We start from the raw sequence: 15,299 nt of genomic DNA, 5'->3' as shown, positions 1-15,299 counted from the left end.
GTGAGACCCCATGACCCGCCACCGGTCCTACAGCATCGCGTTCAAACGCCAGGTCGCGCAGGAGTTTATCTCCGGCGAGGCGCTTCATGGGCTTGCGAAGCGATATGATCTGTCGCGCAACCTGATCCGTGTTTGGGTCCAGAAGTACGAGGCTGGCGCCTTCGACGAGGACGCGGAGGCCGCGGACCGGATGGAGGAATACGAGGCGCGGATCGCCGCTCTCGAGCGGCTCGTCGGCCGGCAGGCTCTCGAGCTCGATTTCCTAAAGGGGCTCTTCGAGCGGGCCGCGGCCGAGAAGCGCGCCTATGTCCGTGATCACCGGCCTACGGTCTCTCCGTCGCCGAAGGATGCCGGCTGATGGGGATAGCGCGCTCGACCTATTACGATGCTCCCCGCCGAAGCCTGGACGACACGGCGCTCGTGGAGGCGATGTCTCATCGTGAACCATAAGAAGGTCCGGCGTCTCATCTCCAGCGGCTTGAGCTTCAAGCGCGCGCGTGATGGGGGGTCATCGGTCGTCCGGCGCGCCATGGACGTGCCCGCACAGCGAATGATCGCCTAAAACCTCGATGACTCGGCATTCAGCGATCGAGCCGTGACGGCAGCCCGCGATCATGCGCTCCAACTCTGTCTCCAAAGCCTGGAGCCGTCCAATCCGTCGACGGACCGCGATTAACTGCTCACTAGCGATGCGGTCCGCCTCAGCGCAGGAGCGGGCAGGGTCATCGGATAGCGCCAACAGTTCGCGGACCGCATCGAGCGAGAAGCCCAGCTCACGGGCATGCCGGACGAACGCCAATCGTGTCGCGTGGCTATCGTCGTAGGCGCGCTGATTGCCGGTGGAGCGCGCCGGCTCGGGCATCAAACCAATGGATTCGTAGTAGCGAATTGTCGGGATCTTGGTGCCCGTCATCCGGGAGAGATCGCCGATAGACCGCCGCAGTGGGTCCGCTCGCTTCTTCGCCATGATTTACCTCTTGCAACTCTAGCCGCTAGAGGTTGTATCCATCTGCCTCTAAGTCAATCGTCGAGGACGCGCAAATGATCGGAGCTGCAGCGGGCGATACCGGACGGCAAGTCCGGTTCCAGGTCGATGGCATGGACTGCGCGAGCTGCGCTGCGAAGATCGAGATCGTGGTGAGGCGACGTCCGGGCGTGCGCGACGTCACAGTAAACATCACCTCAGGACTGGTCGACGTCACGACCACCGATGACGGTCCCGACGATGGCATCGCGAGCTCGATCCGTAGCCTCGGCTTCGCCGTCCGACCGATCTCGCCTAAGACCGCAGTCGTTGCCGAGCCCAAAACCAGCGGATGCTGTGGCCCTTACCATGGTCATGCGGCGGCAAAAGCCGCCGATGGACATTCCCGTCACGACCGCGACCATGATCACGGGCATGAGGGGCATGATCCTGACCGATCGCGCACCGGGCCGGTCGACCTTCACTCCGGGCACAACCATGCCCACGATCCCGACGAGGGCGATGACACCAAACGCTGGTGGCAGAAGGCGAAGGGCCGCCTGGTGCTGGTCTTGGCCGGAGTGCTCGGCGCCGCAAGTTTGATGAGCCTGACCGAGCCGGCCTATTCGCGCTGGATCTTCACTGCCGCTGCAGTCGCGGGACTCATCCCGTTCTCCAAGCGCGCCTGGACCATGGCGCGCGCGGGGATTCCGTTCTCGATCGAGACCTTGATGACGGTCGCCGCTATCGGCGCGCTGTTCATCGACGCGGCGGAAGAAGCTGCAGTCGTGGTGTTCCTATTTGCGGTTGGCGAACTGATCGAGGGGATCGCCGCCGGCAGCGCCCGCTCTGGCATTCGCTCACTTGCGAAGCTGATGCCGAGCTCCGCTGTGATCGAGGAGGACGGTGCGCTAAGGACTGTCGAGGCCGCAAGCTTGAGGCCGGGACAGATCCTCGTGGTTCGACCCGGCGACCGCGTCGCAACTGACGGCGAAATAGTGGATGGCACGTCTGACATCGATCAGTCGGCGGTAACCGGCGAATCCGCCCCCGTCGTGCGTGGGCCCGGCGATGCCGTGTTCGCCGGTAGCGTCAATGCCAACGCGACTTTGAAAGTCTCGGTCACCCGCACGGTGGCGAACAACACCATCGCCCGCATCATCGATGAGGTTCAGAACGCGCAGTCCAAGAAGGCCCCGACGGCGCGCTTCATCGATGACTTCAGCCGCTGGTACACGCCTGCCGCAATGGGTGCCGCGGCCCTCGTTGCGATTGTTCCCCCGCTTCTGCTCAGCGGCGACTGGACGACTTGGGTCTACCGGTCGCTCTCGCTGCTTCTGATAGCGTGCCCGTGCGCGCTGGTGCTTTCGACGCCGGCCGCGATCGCCTCCGGCATCGCCGCCGCGGCCCGCCGTGGCTTGCTCATTAAGAGCGGCGCCGCGCTCGAGGCGCTTGCACGCGTCAAGACCGTCGCTTTCGATAAGACCGGCACGCTTACAGCCGGTGAACCGCGTGTCACCGACGTGATCGCCCTCGGTGCCTCAGAACTGGAAGTCACCGGTCTCGCGGCGGCGGTAGAGAGCGCATCTAGCCATCCGATTGGCCGCGCGATCTTGGAGCGGGCTCAAGCTGTCGGCGTCGTTGTGGCGGAAGTCGCCGAGGCGGCGGCCGAGCCTGGCCGCGGCGTCTCCGGCCTCGTTGCAGGGCGCCGCATTCGCGTACTTGCGCCGCGCGCCGCCGGCGATCGCCTTGGTGCGGCGGCTTCCGCGCAGATCGCCGATCTTGAGCACCAGGGCAAGACCGTCGTCGTAGTCGCGGACGACGCCACAGCTCTTGGATTGATCGCCGTCCGTGACGAGCCGCGCTCCGACGCCGTGAAAGGACTCGCGGCCCTGAAGGCGATGACCGTGCGGACCCTTATGCTAACGGGCGACAACGCGCGCACCGCGAACGCCATCGCCGATGGCTTAGGGCTTGAGGCGCGCGCTGACCTGATGCCGGCGGACAAGCTGGCGGCGATCGAAGCGCTCAAGAAGGATGGTCCGATCGCGATGGTCGGAGATGGGATCAATGACGCGCCCGCGCTGGCCGCAGCTGACGTCGGCGTGGCCATGGGCGGTGGCACGGAGGTCGCGCTGTCCACAGCGGACGTCGCATTGCTCGGCGGGCGCGTCGGGGGAGTCGCGGACCTCATTCACATCTCGCGGGCCACACTTGGCAACATCCACCAGAACGTCGCTATCGCACTTGGCCTGAAGGGCGTGTTCCTGGTCACGAGCGTCCTTGGGGTCACTACGCTATGGATGGCGATTCTCGCTGACACCGGAGCAACCGTGCTGGTCACCGCAAATGCGCTTCGTCTGCTGACCCTTACGAAGGCTCCGAAAGACTGAATCGAGTGGTGCGCCGCCAGATGCGCCCCTGCGTTCGGACCCGCGGCTACGCGCCTCGTCGCTTCTGCAAGACTGGCGCGCGATTAGTGACTTTAGCGACTTTAGGCTTTAAATCGGCTGCCAAACTGGTCACCCCCGGGGGCTGCGACCCCGCGGACGTTCGGATCGCCGTACGGCCCCTAACATGTCCGACGCCGGACCAATGCCTCCCCCCACCAGGTCCGCCCGCCCGCCTCTCACCCGCGCTCGCGGTAGATGACGGCGACCTCTTTGCCGTCGTGGTCCCACGTCGGCTGTCGTTCTTCTCCGAGCGCATCGGCCGCGTGGGCTCCCCGATCCGCCCGTGCTCGCCGAGCCCCGCCAGTGCGCGCTTGAGGCACGTGAGCTGCTCGTCGAACGCCGCCCCATGCGGAAGCTCGCGCCCGCCGCAGCAGACCGAGAGCACGAGGGCGAACGCAGGGCGCTTATGGTCGACCGCCCGCCACAGCGCTTGCTCGGCCGACGACCACTGCCGCAACACGCGCTCGCGCCGCTCCTCGCTGGTCTCCGGCACGTCGGTCGAGGGCGAGGACGCGGCGTGACGGTCCATAACCGAGCTCATGCCGCGTAGCTCATAATTTCAGACATGCGCACGGCCTGCGTCGCAGCATAAGTAGCAAGCGAGATTATCTAACAACTATGTGACATAAAATGTATAAATAATCACTGCTTCATTCTAGCGCTGGGGATACGGATATTCATCCTGATAACGACTTACGCGAACATAGGAATCGATCATGAAGCTAATTTTAGCTGCTGTTATCGCCCAATTGGCGATTGCGCCCTCAGCTGTTGCTAATAACCTTCCCTATAATTCTACCAATCAACATGAGCGCGACCGGGCCGCTTTCTTTGAAAGCGTCCCTAAGTCAGGATCAAATAGAAATTTGCGTGAAGCTTGGGTGGACCCGCCATTCATTAATTCGACCAATCAGCATGCACGGGATCGCGCTCAATTTTATGGATCCTTGCCTAAGCAATTTCGTTAGGCCTTGATCAATGCCGAGGTTAAATTAGCGATGCTTTAGTAGCTAATGCCAGAGGGCCAGCCTGTTCGGCTGGCCCTTTTTTTTGAAGACGTGTCAATTTCGCCAAGTCGAGCCGATCAGCTGAAGGGTTGCGCCCTGGCGTCGAATGACGCCGGCTCGTCTCATGCGACCAAGCTCTTTGGTTACGGCTTCACGTTGCGTGCCGATCCGTAGAGCGAGGTTTTGATGTGTGGGAAGGCGAGTGATTGTGAGCTCTTGGCCTTCCATTTCGGCGAGGCGTAGGAGCTCTGCAGCAAGTCTTTGGGGCATCCGAAGCATTGCGGCTTCGATGATTCTTTGCGAGGTCGTGCACAAGCGTCGTGACATTGCGCGCGCCACCGCCCTTGCGAATTCAGGAGAGACGTCGAACGCCTTAGCGAAATGCCCGCGCGCAAAACGCCAAGCCTCTACGTCCGCGTTCTCGGCGACGGCGAAGAGGGGCGCATCGCAGTTGTCGAACGCAAAGGCTTCGCCTACAAGGTCGCCCGTTTCAGCTTCCCCGATGAATGCCTCATCTCCATTTGGCAGCAAAGTGCGGATCGACAGACTTCCCGAAATCACAACTAATGTAGCGGAAACTTGGCTGGGAAGTTCTAATCGATGTCCCTTCGGGAGGTTGAACCGCTGAGCGAAGATCGATACCGCCTCATTCGAAATCGCTAGAAGAAGCGCGAGACGGTCAGATGGCTGAGCGGAATGCTCGCAAAACTTAGGAAATGTCATAGCTATGCTCATGCGTATCGGCGAGCGCAAACGCGTTGCCGGTCGAGGGGATCGAATGAAGGAGTTGAGCGCGCAGGTGTCAGCCGCGAGGCGGACGCGTAGGGCGCAACCAGTCGATCCCGCACGGGGCGCTGGGGCGGACGTGAAACGCAGTAGATCGGCGTTCCGTCACTTCGCGGAGTCCGACATTGTCGATCATGACGGCGGAACAGCCGGCTGCGCAATCAATCAAAGGGTTGCGTAGCGCCCCTCCCTCACGTGCGTTGATGTCATCCTGGCAAGCGGCCGTTTCGTTGAACTGCGTGTTATCTGAATTATAATGCTCTTGTTGCGCGTGGCTGAAAACTGCGCCTGCGACTGTCAGTGTTATTAGAGCGGAAGTAATATATTTGGACTTTATCACCAGGTATCCGCATCCGAAGATATGCGAAATGAAACTCGATATTCGCTTCATGTTGAGCGACCAGCCTTGGTATGCTGTCATTTCGGTATATTTATGTTGGAAGATTCGATTAATTGGACGGTCATGTCGAAGATGCATGGGATCCCACAATGGAGCCGTTTACGATTAGCTGCTGCGGGCCTTGCGATGCATTTGCTTGAAGTCCTGGTGTCGAACTTCGTGCGGCACGACGATGCCCCTCACCAGCGGCCGCGCCGTCTCCCAACACCAGTCCGCAAGGCGCTCGCTTTGCTCGTCCGCGTCTCGTCCGCTCGGCATCCGGACGAAGCCGAGCGCCATCGCCCGAGCGGAGGCCGCAGCGCTCAGAGCGATGGGTGCGGCCTGGTCGCGCGTCATCCCCGAAATGCTCTCGTCCCTGATGTGGTCGAGCGCGCGCCGCACGTCCTGTCACGCCCAACGCAGACCGCCGTCAGGCTCTGCGCGAAATAGACCGGCGTCAGCACGTTGCGGATAACGTCCTCATCGAGCGCCTGCGCCGGGGCCGAAGCCCCGGCGGCGAGGACGAAGGCCGCGCTGGCGATCGCATGGCGGCGAGGCTTCAGCTGTCGGGTCATCCGACGCCTCCCGCAGGTGCGGGCCGAAGCGCCAGCGGTTCGAGGTCCCCAGCTTCGGGCTTCCGCCGGCGGCTGAACAGGACATAGAGCGCCGGCAGCACCAGCAGGGTCAGGATCGTCGAGGAGACGATGCCGCCAATCACCACGGTCGCGAGGGGGCGCTGCACTTCGGCGCCGGGCCCGGTAGCGATGGCCATGGGCACAAAGCCGAGCGACGCCACCATCGCGGTCATGAGCACCGGCCGCAGCCGGGTCATGGCGCCCTCGAGCACCGCGTCCATCAGTTCCTTCCCTTCCGCGCGCAGCTTCTGGATGAAGGCGATGATGACGAGGCCGTTCAGCACCGCGACGCCGGACAGGGCGATGAAGCCGATGCCGGCGCTGATCGACAGCGGAATGCCCCGCAGCAGGAGCGCCGCGACGCCGCCGGTGAGCGCGAGCGGCACGCCCGAGAACACCAGCATCGCGTCCTTGAAAGAGCGCAGGCTCATGAACAGCAGCGCGAAGATCAGCAGCAGCGCGATCGGAACCACGATCATCAGCCGCTGCGTGGCGGAGACCATCTGTTCGAACTGGCCGCCCCAGCCGATCCAATAGCCCGTCGGCAGCTTCACGCCGTCGGCGATCTGTCGCTGCGCGTCGCCGACGAAGGAGCCGAGGTCGCGGTCGCGCACGTTGGCGCTCACCACAATGCGGCGCTTGCCGTTCTCGCGGCTGATCTGGTTGGGGCCCGGCGCGACCTCGAGCGAGGCGAGCGAAGACAGCGGCACGTAGCGCGTCTGCGCGGCGGGAGCGCCGAACGCCGCGGGCGTGGGCCGGGCCCCGCCGTCGGCGTCCGCCGGGGGCAGCGGCACTGGGAGCGTTTTCAGCGCCTCAGTGTCAGTCCGCAGCTTCTCGGGCAGCCGCATCACGATGTCGAAGCGGCGGTCGCCTTCGAACAGCTGGCCCGCCTCCTTGCCGCCGACTGCGATCTCGACGATCTCCTGCACGTCCGCGACGGTGACGCCGTAGCGGGCCAGGGCGTTGCGGTCGAGTCTGACGGTCAGGATCGGCAGGCCGGACACCTGCTCGGTCTTCACGTCGGCCGCGCCGGGCACCTTCTGGAGCTCCGTCTGCACCTCGCCGGCGACCTTGAGCAGCGTGTCGAGGTCGTCGCCGAAGATCTTGACGCCCACGTCCGAACGGACGCCGGAGATCAGCTCGTTGAAGCGCAGCTGGATGGGCTGCGACAGCTCGTAGTTGCTGCCGGGAATCTCCTCGGCGGCTTTCTCGACGTCCTCCATCAGCGCGGCCTTGGACTTCCTGGGGTCCGGCCACTGGTCGCGGGGCTTCAGCATGATGTAGCCGTCCGAGATCGATGGCGGCATGGCATCGGTTGCGACTTCGGCGACGCCGGTGCGGGCGAAGACCTCCTTCACCTCGGGCAGTTGGACGATCCGCTTCTCGAGCGCGGTCTGCATCTCGAGCGACTGGGTGAGACTCGTCCCTGGAACGCGCAGCGCCTGGATGGCCGCGTCGCCTTCGTCGAGGTTCGGAATGAACTCGCCGCCCATCCGCGACGCGGCGAGACCGGTGACCACCACCAGCGCCGCGGCCGCCGCGGCCACCGGCCACCGCAGCCTGATCGACGTCCCGAGCAGGGGCCGGTAGACGGCGCCGGCGCCCCGCATGAACCAGTTCGGCTTCTCCGACACCTTGCCAGTGACGAAGATCGCGATTGCCGCCGGCACGAAGGTCATCGAGAACAGCGACGCCCCGAGCAGCGCGATCAGCACCGTCACGGCCATGGGCGTGAACATCTTACCCTCGACCCCGGTCAGGGTGAGCACGGGCAGATAGACCACCGCAATGATCATGGTGCCGAACAGGCTTGGCCGGATGACCTCGCTGGCGCCGGCGAGGATCGTGTCGAACCGCTCGGACATGGTCAGCAGGCGGCCGCGACGCTCCTGCTCGTGGGCGAGCAGCCGGAGGCAGTTCTCCACGATGATCACGGCGCCGTCGATGATGATGCCGAAGTCGATCGCGCCCAGGCTCATCAGGTTGGCGCTGACCTTGTTCTCGACCATCCCGGTGATGGTGAAGAGCATGGCGAGCGGAATCACGAAGGCGGTGACGATGGCCGCCCGGATGTTGCCGAGCAGCAGGAACAGCACGGCGATGACGAACAGAGCGCCTTCGACGAGGTTCTTCTCAACCGTGGCGATCGTCGCCTCGACCAGCGTCGAGCGGTCGTAGACGGCGCGCGCCTCGACGCCTTCGGGAAGCGTCTTGCGGATCTCGTCGAGCTTGGTCGAGACCCGGTCGGAGACCGTGCGGCTGTTCTCGCCGATCAGCAGCATGGTGGTGCCGAGCACCACCTCGTGTCCGTCGAGGGTCGCGGCCCCGTTGCGCAGTTCGCGGCCGTCCTTCACCTCGGCCACGTCGCTGACCCGGATCGGGGTCCCCGAATGGGAGCCGATGACGATCCGCGCCACATCGTCCCCGGTGAGGGCCTGGCCGGGCGTGCGGACGAGATACTGCTCGCCGTTCCGCTCGATGTAGCCGGCGCCCACGTTGCTGTTGTTGGAGCTCAGGGCCGTCATCACGTCGCGGAAGGTCAGCCCGAAGGCCATCAGCCGCGCCGGGTTCGGCAGCACGTGGAGCTGGCGCTCGTAGCCGCCGATGGTGTTGACCTCGACCACGCCCGGCACCGTGCGGAGCTGGGGCTTGATGATCCAGTCCTGGATCGTGCGGAGGTCAGAGGGGCTGTAGTCCGTGCCGTCCGGCTTCTTCGCGCCGGGCTTGGCGTCCACCACGTAGTTGTAGATCTCGCCAAGGCCGGTCGAGATCGGCCCCATCGCCGTCTCGGTCCCCGGCGGAAGCTGGTCCTTCGCCTGCTGCAGCCGCTCGTTGACGAGTTGGCGCGCGAAGTAGATGTCGACGCCGTCCTTGAAGACGACGGTGACCTGACTGAGGCCGTAGCGGGACAGGGAGCGGGTGTAGTCGAGGTTGGGCAGGCCGCCCATCTCGGTTTCGAGCGGATAGGTGATGCGCTGCTCCACCTCGAGCGGCGAGAAGCCGGCCGCGGTGGTGTTGATCTGGACCTGGACGTTGGTGATGTCCGGCACCGCATCGATCGGCAGGCGCAGGAAATTGAAGACGCCGAGCGCCGCGACGGCGAGGCAGCCGACGACCACCAGCCAGCGCTGGCGGATGGAGAAGGCGAGAATGCGTTCGATCACCGGACAGTCCTCAGGTCGGCGCGCCGCTTAGTGCTCATGGCTCGCGCTCCCCTTGGCGAGCTCGGCCTTGACCACGAAGCTATTCTTCTCGGCGTAAGCGTCGCCGGCCGTCAGGCCCGACGTGACCTCGACCATGGCGCCGTCGCGGCGGCCGAGAACCACGTCCCTGGCCTCGAACCGGTCGCCCTCGCGCACGAACACGACGTCGCGTCCCTCGATCGACTGCACGGCCGCGATCGAGACCGCGAGGTCCACCGGACGCTCCGCCGTGCGCAGCGCGCCGGTGGCGAACAGGCCCGGCCGGAGCCGGCCGTCGTTGGAGATTACGGCTCGGGCGAGAGCGCTCTGGGTGTCCGCCGCGCCGATCGGGGCGACGTAGGCGATGGTCGCCGGGATCGGCGCGCCGCCGTCCTCGGGATCGATGCGTACCGCCTCGCCGACGGTGACCTTGGAGAGGTCGCGCCGGTAGACGGAGAAATCGACCCACAGGGTGGACAGGTCCGTCACCACGAACGCTGGCTTCTGCTCCGACACATACTCGCCAAGCGACGCCTGCCGCCCGGTGACCACGCCCGTGATGGGCGCCTTGAGGTCGTAGCTCGTCAGGCTCTGATTGCTCTCGATGACCGCGAGCAGATCGCCCTTCTTCACCTGGTCGCCCAGGCGCTTGGTCAGCGTGCGCACCACGCCCGGGAAACGTGGGGTCACCTGGACGGTGGCCTCCTGGTTCGCCTGCACCACGCCATGGAGCTGCAACTCCTCCCGCAGCGTCGCGGGCCCGGCGGTGGCGAGCGCGACGCCCGCGGCGCGGACCTTGGCGTCGTCCAGCTTCACGACGCCTTCGGGAAGCTCGCCTTCGCCCTCAGCGCCATGGCCGTGGCCGTCGTCCTTCGCGGCCCCCTCGGCGTCGATCGCGGCGACCGCCAGCGGCTTGCCGCCCGCGTCGGCCTTCGGCTTGTCGTTGCCGTGACCATCGTCCGTGCCGGGCTTTTCGTCGCCATGGCCGTGGCCGTCGTCCTTGTGAGGCTTCTCGCCCGCGGCGTGGCCGTGGCCGTCATCCTTGCCCGATGTCTCCTCGGGCCCGTGGCCGTCGTCCTTCTTGGCGCCGGCTGCTGCCACCGTTTCGGGACGGGGCTCGCCCCGCGTGCTCTCGGCGTGCGCTTCGCCGTCGCCGCCGAGCAGCCCGACATAAAGCGACATGGCCTTGCCCGGCAGATCGGCGGGGTCGTTCTGGGTGACGTAGAGGGCGCCTGCGCCCACGATCGCGCCGACCAGCAGAGTAGCGGCGTCGCGCTTGATGGAACGGCTCACGAGCGGTCTCCTCGACCCTGGACATTGGAACGATCGGCGGGGCGAGCGGACGCGGCGGCGGCGGCGCGGCTCGTATCGGGGCAGCGCGGCTTCAGCGCGTAGCCCTTGTAATCGTGGGATTTTTCGCCGTGGCCGTAGCCCCGGCGCTCCGGACCCATGGCGTGGACATGGCCGTCGCCGTCGGTGTGCCGGAACGCGGCGTCCCGAGCGTCGCAGTTCGGCCCGACAGGGCCTGCGGCGACGACGGTCTCCGCGCCGATGGCGAGGCCGGCGCCCGGCGTCGTGCCGAGAACGACAAGCGCGAGAGCCGCCGCCATGCGTGATGCTGAACGAGTCATGGCTTGTCTTTCGTCGACAGAACGAGGGCGGTTCCCGTCAGGCCTTCGAGGCTCGCGAGGGTGGAGTGGAAGGCGATCAGCGCGTCGATCTCTCGGAGCGACGCCTCGGAAAGCGCGGCCTGCGCGTCGAGCAGCTCCAGCAGCGTGTAGCGGCCTTCGCCGTAGCCGGTGCGGATGCTCTCGTAGGCTTCGCGCGCCACCGGGAGGACGTTGGCGCGGATCAGCCGGGCCTCGTCGTAGGACGCGCGCAGGGACTCGTAGGCGCGGCCCATTAGGATGATCAGGCCATTGCGTGCGACGTTCCGCTCGGCGTCGGTCTTGGCGACGGTCTGCTGCGCCTCGTAGATTCCGCCCTGGTTCCGGTCGAACAGCGGCAGCGGCACGCTGAGGGAGACAACCGCGGCGTTCGACTTGTCCTCCCGGTAGTGCCGCCAGCCGACGCCCGCCGTGATGTCCGGCACGGCCTTGGCCTGGGCCGCGGCGAGCAGTGCGCGGCGTTGCGCCTTCACGGCGGTGAAGCGGGTGAGCTGGGGGTTCTCCAGCGCGCGCCCCAGCAGGCGGTCGAAGGCCGGCGGCGCGCCGATGCGCCTGATGTCGCCGCCGACGCGCGCGAAGGAGGGCGTGGACTCGCCGATCAGCACCGAAAGTTCCCGCCGTGCGGAGAGGAAGTCGGCCTTGGCCTTGCCGAGCTCGACCCGGGCGATTTCGGTGGCGAGCCGTCCGCGGGAGATCTCGGCCCCCGACGACGCGCCGGCGTCGACGCGCTTCTGCAGCAGGGGCGTCAGGCGATCGAGGTCCGCGACCTGGTCCTCGAGCTCCGCGACGCGGCGCTGCGCGCCGGCCGTGCGGGCGAAGACTTCCGCGGTCTCCGCCAGAACCTGAAGCCGGGTCGCGGCCCGGTCCCAGCGCGCCGCGTCGATCTCGGCGGAGGCCGCCGCAATCCGCGCCTCGCGCTTGCCGCCGAGCTCGAACAGCTGGCTGATCTGGAGCGTGGTTTCAGCCGCGTCGAGGTCGCGCTTCGACTTGGAGCCGAACGCGTTGTCGAGCTCGAACCCCAACTCGGGGTTCGGCCGCGTGGCGGACTGGATCCCGCGACCCGTTGCGGCGCCGATCTCACGGTCGGCGGCGGTGAGTCCGGGGCTTGCGGCGACGGCGCGGTTGAGCGCCTGGGACAGCGTGAGGGTTCGCGCCGGCGGCGCGGCATGGGGCGCGGACACCGGAAGCAGCGCGAGCGCCGCCCCCAGCGCGAGCGCACGGGATCTGACAAACATAATGGAGACCTAAACGGGAGCGAGCGAAGGCTAGCGCGCAGTCACACAGCCAACATGGGGCGCGTTTGGTCAGTCCCGCGGAGGAGGGAGGTCGATCAGTGGAGCGCGGCCGGGTATAGCCGGCTGGCTCGTCCAGACCGAAGGAGATCCGACAACGGCTGGCGCTATTTCACCTTTTTGGGGTAGACCCGTCAGAGCGAAACAGCCATGACAACCGTGATCTGCAAAACTTAAAGTAGCCCCGGAACGTCCAGTTGATTGATTTTGATTGTCCGAATGGTGGATGCTAACCGCGGGGATGCTGTCGAGGGGCGCATAGCTTGCGGTTGCCCTATCTCCGGCGAAAGCGAACAGACAAAGTGCGACCACCAGGCAGGCACATAGATGCCCCCACGTGGATGCCAACGCCTTCGTCACACGCTTCATGCCGACGCTTTCGATTTTCCTGCCCCCAAAGTCAAGCACCGACCGGTCACATGGTTGCGATGAGCAGCGCTTATCGTAAGATTTGCGTTCTGAATGAGCGGGGCGTTATATTTTTTACCTACCGAGTTTTTTGAGAAGCCGCAGTTCCATTGTATTTCACTGCCGGCGTTGACGAGTAATCGCTCGATTTACGAGGCGGCACAGTCCAAATCTTGGTTGGCCACTTATTGGGGGGGACGATCCGCACGTCCCAGTAGCCCTCAGTGCTAAGGGGTTTCGCGCTCTGAAACCAAGTGGATTCGGCGTTTGCAGACGATATGGAAGCGCCCGCGATAAGTATCGCACCGAAAATAACCTTAGGCATGGCAAATCCTTTCGAGCGGCGAGCTTGCCGCAGCTCGAAAGAATAGTGGTTATCACTCGACCTCCATGTGGTGATCTCCACATGTGCGAAAAACCCAATTTCGGTCGTTCATGACAGCAGCCCGAATGGGCCTCCGCCGGCGTCTACGTGAGCGGCCGACCGCGCGACTCTGTCGAGCACGACGGGGGGCGATGGGATGTCGGATCAGCGCGGTTGCCTAAGCACGTAATGCTACGGCAATTGAAGCCCCGCATTTTCCAGACGTCCCGTCGAGGAGCGGCAACGCGCCTGCAGATCGGCCAGATGCCACTTCTTCTCTATCGCCGGACGGCTGATATGGTACGGATGACACTTGCCTGCATCGCGACGCTCGTCGCTCTGACTGTGTCCGGCTGCAGTTCGGTGCCGCTGAAGCAGGGCGGCACACTCCAGTCTTATGATCGACTTGGCCCCGCGAAGGGCAACCTCAGCACGTCTCAGGCCTTTGTCGACGCCAACGGCTTGTTGGGCGTGAGGTCGGTAAGCATCGTCCCCACGAGCTTTTCTGCAAGCGCCGCCGCACGCATCAAGCGGGCGGAGGACCGGGCGCTCGTTTCCAACGCCCTCAACCGGGCGATCTGCATCGCGCTGAGCGACAAGTACCAGATGGTCTCTGCGGGACAGCCCGCGGACCTCATGGTCCGAACGGTGATCACTGACGTCGTGCCGACGAACCAGGGCATGGCAGGCGTGTCGACCGTCGTCTCGCTCGGCAGCAGCGTCGTGCTGCCCGTGGGCATCCCCCGCCTGCCGGTCGGCCTCGGCGGCCTCGCCGTCGAGGCCGAAGCCCTGGACCGAAACGGAACACAGCGCGCGGCGATCGTCTGGTCCCGGGGCGCGAACTCCATCACCAACAGCCCGCGTGTGTCGGAAGTGGGGGACGCCTATGACTTGGCGTCGTCGTTCGGGAGCCACTTCGCCCAGATGATCGCAGCCGGAAAGGAGCCGCCGGCGCTGTCGGTGTCGATGCCGTCGGGGCAGCGGATCCAGTCGTTCTTGGGCGGCAAGCCGAAATACGCGGCATGCGACGCCTACGGGCGAGAGCCGGGCGTCGCCGGGATCGTCGCCGGCAAGATCGGCGCCCCGCCGTCCTGGACTGACAAGTCCGTTCAGCAGGCGCCCGCCGCCCCGCCTCTGTCCCGGTCGGCGCCGACGCCTCCGCGATGAGGCGCTTGGTCGTGGAACGTCGACCCGGAGGCGTCTCGTCGATCCAAAATCCAGGCGCCGGGCGTCCGGCCAATCGCGTCCGCCGATCTCGCTAGCGGACGCCTTCAACTCCATCGTCGTCGGCCCCCAACGACGATGGGGAACTCGAGCTGCGGGCGACGGCCCGTGTCCCCAACGTCGCTCGCAGCTCACCCCTGAGCGTGTTCAGTTGCAGCGCGACGATCAAGTGGTCGGCGTCGTGCCCGATGTGCCGAACAGCTTGCCGCCTCCGGCCCAGTCGCTCGGCGCTACTGAGGGTCCCCCGGATTTGTATCCGGTCTGAATGTGAGACTCCGGGCCTCATTGGCCGGGGTTAACCCGGCCAATGAGGCAAATTCGTTGGGCGTCAGCCAGCCCAGGGACCTGTGAGGCCGGCTCTCGTTGTAGTCCCGCCGCCACGCCTCAATCTTGGCCCGGGCGTCGTCCAGCGACAAGAACCAATGGGCGTCGAGGCGCTCCGCGCGGAACTTGCCGTTGAAGCTCTCGACGAAGGCGTTGTCGGTCGGCTTGCCGGGCCGCGAGACGTCGAGCGTGACGCCGTTTTCGTAGGCCCAGCGGTCGAGCGCCTTAGAGACGAACTCCGGACCGTTGTCGACCCGGATGGTCTTTGGGGCGCCGCGGGTCGCCGTGATCTGAGCCATCGCGAAGACAACCTGCTCGCCTTTGATCCCCTGGTCGACGGCGATCTTCAGCGCCTCGCGGGTGTAGGCGTCGACAACCGTCAGCGCCCGCAAACGCCGGCCGTCGAACAAGGCGTTGGACACGAAGTCCATCGACCAGAGATCGTTCGGCGCGCCGGCTGGCGTCCTGGCCTCCCGCGTAGCCGCCGTGACGTGGCGGCGAGGCCGCTTGAGCCGCAGGCTCAGGCCATCCTCGCGATAGAACCGATGCGCCCTCTTGTGGTTCACGACCCAGCCCTCCCGTCGCAGCAGGATGTAGATCCGGAAATAGCCGTA

11 protein-coding genes are annotated in these 15,299 nt (G+C 65.5%); 3 read left to right on the top strand and 8 right to left on the bottom strand.

Translation table 11 applies throughout. The features are described from left to right. Positions 1-10: 10 nt before the first annotated feature. Positions 11-358 (top strand): transposase, encoded by a 348-nt coding sequence (locus tag K244_RS0100055; RefSeq protein ID WP_020188301.1) that lies wholly within the window; start codon positions 11-13, stop codon positions 356-358. Between the two features lie 150 nt (positions 359-508). On the opposite strand, the gene K244_RS0100050 is transcribed toward K244_RS0100055, so the two are convergent. Next, positions 509-967, bottom strand: a complete 459-nt coding sequence (locus K244_RS0100050; protein WP_020188300.1) for a helix-turn-helix domain-containing protein — start codon at positions 965-967, stop codon at positions 509-511. 74 nt (positions 968-1,041) lie between these two features. Here K244_RS0100050 and K244_RS0100045 point away from each other — a divergent pair, with 74 nt between their 5' ends. Continuing rightward, the gene (locus K244_RS0100045) at positions 1,042-3,357 is read left to right on the top strand and encodes a heavy metal translocating P-type ATPase (RefSeq protein ID WP_024816219.1); all 2,316 of its coding nucleotides are present in this window, start codon (positions 1,042-1,044) and stop codon (positions 3,355-3,357) included. 1,121 nt (positions 3,358-4,478) lie between these two features. Here the strand turns inward: K244_RS0100045 and K244_RS22905 are convergent. The 6 genes from K244_RS22905 to K244_RS0100015 form a co-directional block, all read right to left on the bottom strand. Further along, complete coding sequence (locus tag K244_RS22905) at positions 4,479-5,147, bottom strand: Crp/Fnr family transcriptional regulator (protein WP_197027129.1); 669 nt, start codon at positions 5,145-5,147, stop codon at positions 4,479-4,481. A 568-nt stretch (positions 5,148-5,715) separates the two neighbouring features. Continuing rightward, the gene (locus tag K244_RS0100035; RefSeq protein ID WP_020188297.1) at positions 5,716-5,991 is read right to left on the bottom strand and encodes a hypothetical protein; all 276 of its coding nucleotides are present in this window, start codon (positions 5,989-5,991) and stop codon (positions 5,716-5,718) included. Positions 5,992-6,160: 169 nt separating this feature from the next. After that, positions 6,161-9,388 (bottom strand): CusA/CzcA family heavy metal efflux RND transporter, encoded by a 3,228-nt coding sequence (locus tag K244_RS0100030; protein WP_020188296.1) that lies wholly within the window; start codon positions 9,386-9,388, stop codon positions 6,161-6,163. A 27-nt stretch (positions 9,389-9,415) separates the two neighbouring features. Then, positions 9,416-10,699: a divalent metal ion exporter adaptor subunit IhpB gene (gene ihpB / locus K244_RS24365; protein WP_020188295.1), complete on the bottom strand. Its 1,284-nt coding sequence runs from the start codon at positions 10,697-10,699 to the stop codon at positions 9,416-9,418. Then, positions 10,696-11,037, bottom strand: a complete 342-nt coding sequence (locus tag K244_RS0100020) for a hypothetical protein (RefSeq protein WP_155931467.1) — start codon at positions 11,035-11,037, stop codon at positions 10,696-10,698. Before K244_RS0100020 ends, ihpB begins: the two co-directional genes overlap by 4 nt. Continuing rightward, positions 11,034-12,308 (bottom strand): TolC family protein, encoded by a 1,275-nt coding sequence (locus tag K244_RS0100015; RefSeq protein ID WP_020188293.1) that lies wholly within the window; start codon positions 12,306-12,308, stop codon positions 11,034-11,036. Before K244_RS0100015 ends, K244_RS0100020 begins: the two co-directional genes overlap by 4 nt. Positions 12,309-13,443: 1,135 nt before the next feature. On the opposite strand from K244_RS0100015, the gene K244_RS0100010 reads away from it, so the two are divergent. Further along, a complete protein-coding gene (locus K244_RS0100010) occupies positions 13,444-14,304 on the top strand; it encodes a DUF3313 domain-containing protein (RefSeq protein ID WP_024816217.1) in 861 nt (286 codons plus the stop codon). A 287-nt stretch (positions 14,305-14,591) separates the two neighbouring features. On the opposite strand, the gene K244_RS0100005 is transcribed toward K244_RS0100010, so the two are convergent. After that, positions 14,592-15,299: IS3 family transposase (locus K244_RS0100005; RefSeq protein WP_024816216.1), on the bottom strand; the 708-nt coding region annotated here is incomplete at its 5' end.

Origin of the sequence: Methylopila sp. 73B (genome assembly GCF_000526315.1) — a bacterium.
In the GTDB taxonomy this organism is placed as follows: Bacteria; Pseudomonadota; Alphaproteobacteria; order Rhizobiales; family Methylopilaceae; genus Methylopila.
Note: the sequence above shows the minus strand (reverse complement) of the source record. Positions and strands in the feature narration are given on the sequence as shown.

Excerpts from the sequence above, each read along its gene's own strand:
- K244_RS0100055 (WP_020188301.1), top strand. The coding sequence starts at position 11 with ATGACCCGCCACCGGTCCTACAGCATCGCGTTCAAACGCCAGGTCGCG.
- K244_RS0100050 (WP_020188300.1), bottom strand. The coding sequence starts at position 967 with ATGGCGAAGAAGCGAGCGGACCCACTGCGGCGGTCTATCGGCGATCTC.
- K244_RS0100045 (WP_024816219.1), top strand. The coding sequence starts at position 1,042 with ATGATCGGAGCTGCAGCGGGCGATACCGGACGGCAAGTCCGGTTCCAG.
- K244_RS22905 (WP_197027129.1), bottom strand. The coding sequence starts at position 5,147 with ATGACATTTCCTAAGTTTTGCGAGCATTCCGCTCAGCCATCTGACCGT.
- K244_RS0100020 (WP_155931467.1), bottom strand. The coding sequence starts at position 11,037 with ATGACTCGTTCAGCATCACGCATGGCGGCGGCTCTCGCGCTTGTCGTT.
- K244_RS0100015 (WP_020188293.1), bottom strand. The coding sequence starts at position 12,308 with ATGTTTGTCAGATCCCGTGCGCTCGCGCTGGGGGCGGCGCTCGCGCTG.
- K244_RS0100010 (WP_024816217.1), top strand. The coding sequence starts at position 13,444 with ATGACACTTGCCTGCATCGCGACGCTCGTCGCTCTGACTGTGTCCGGC.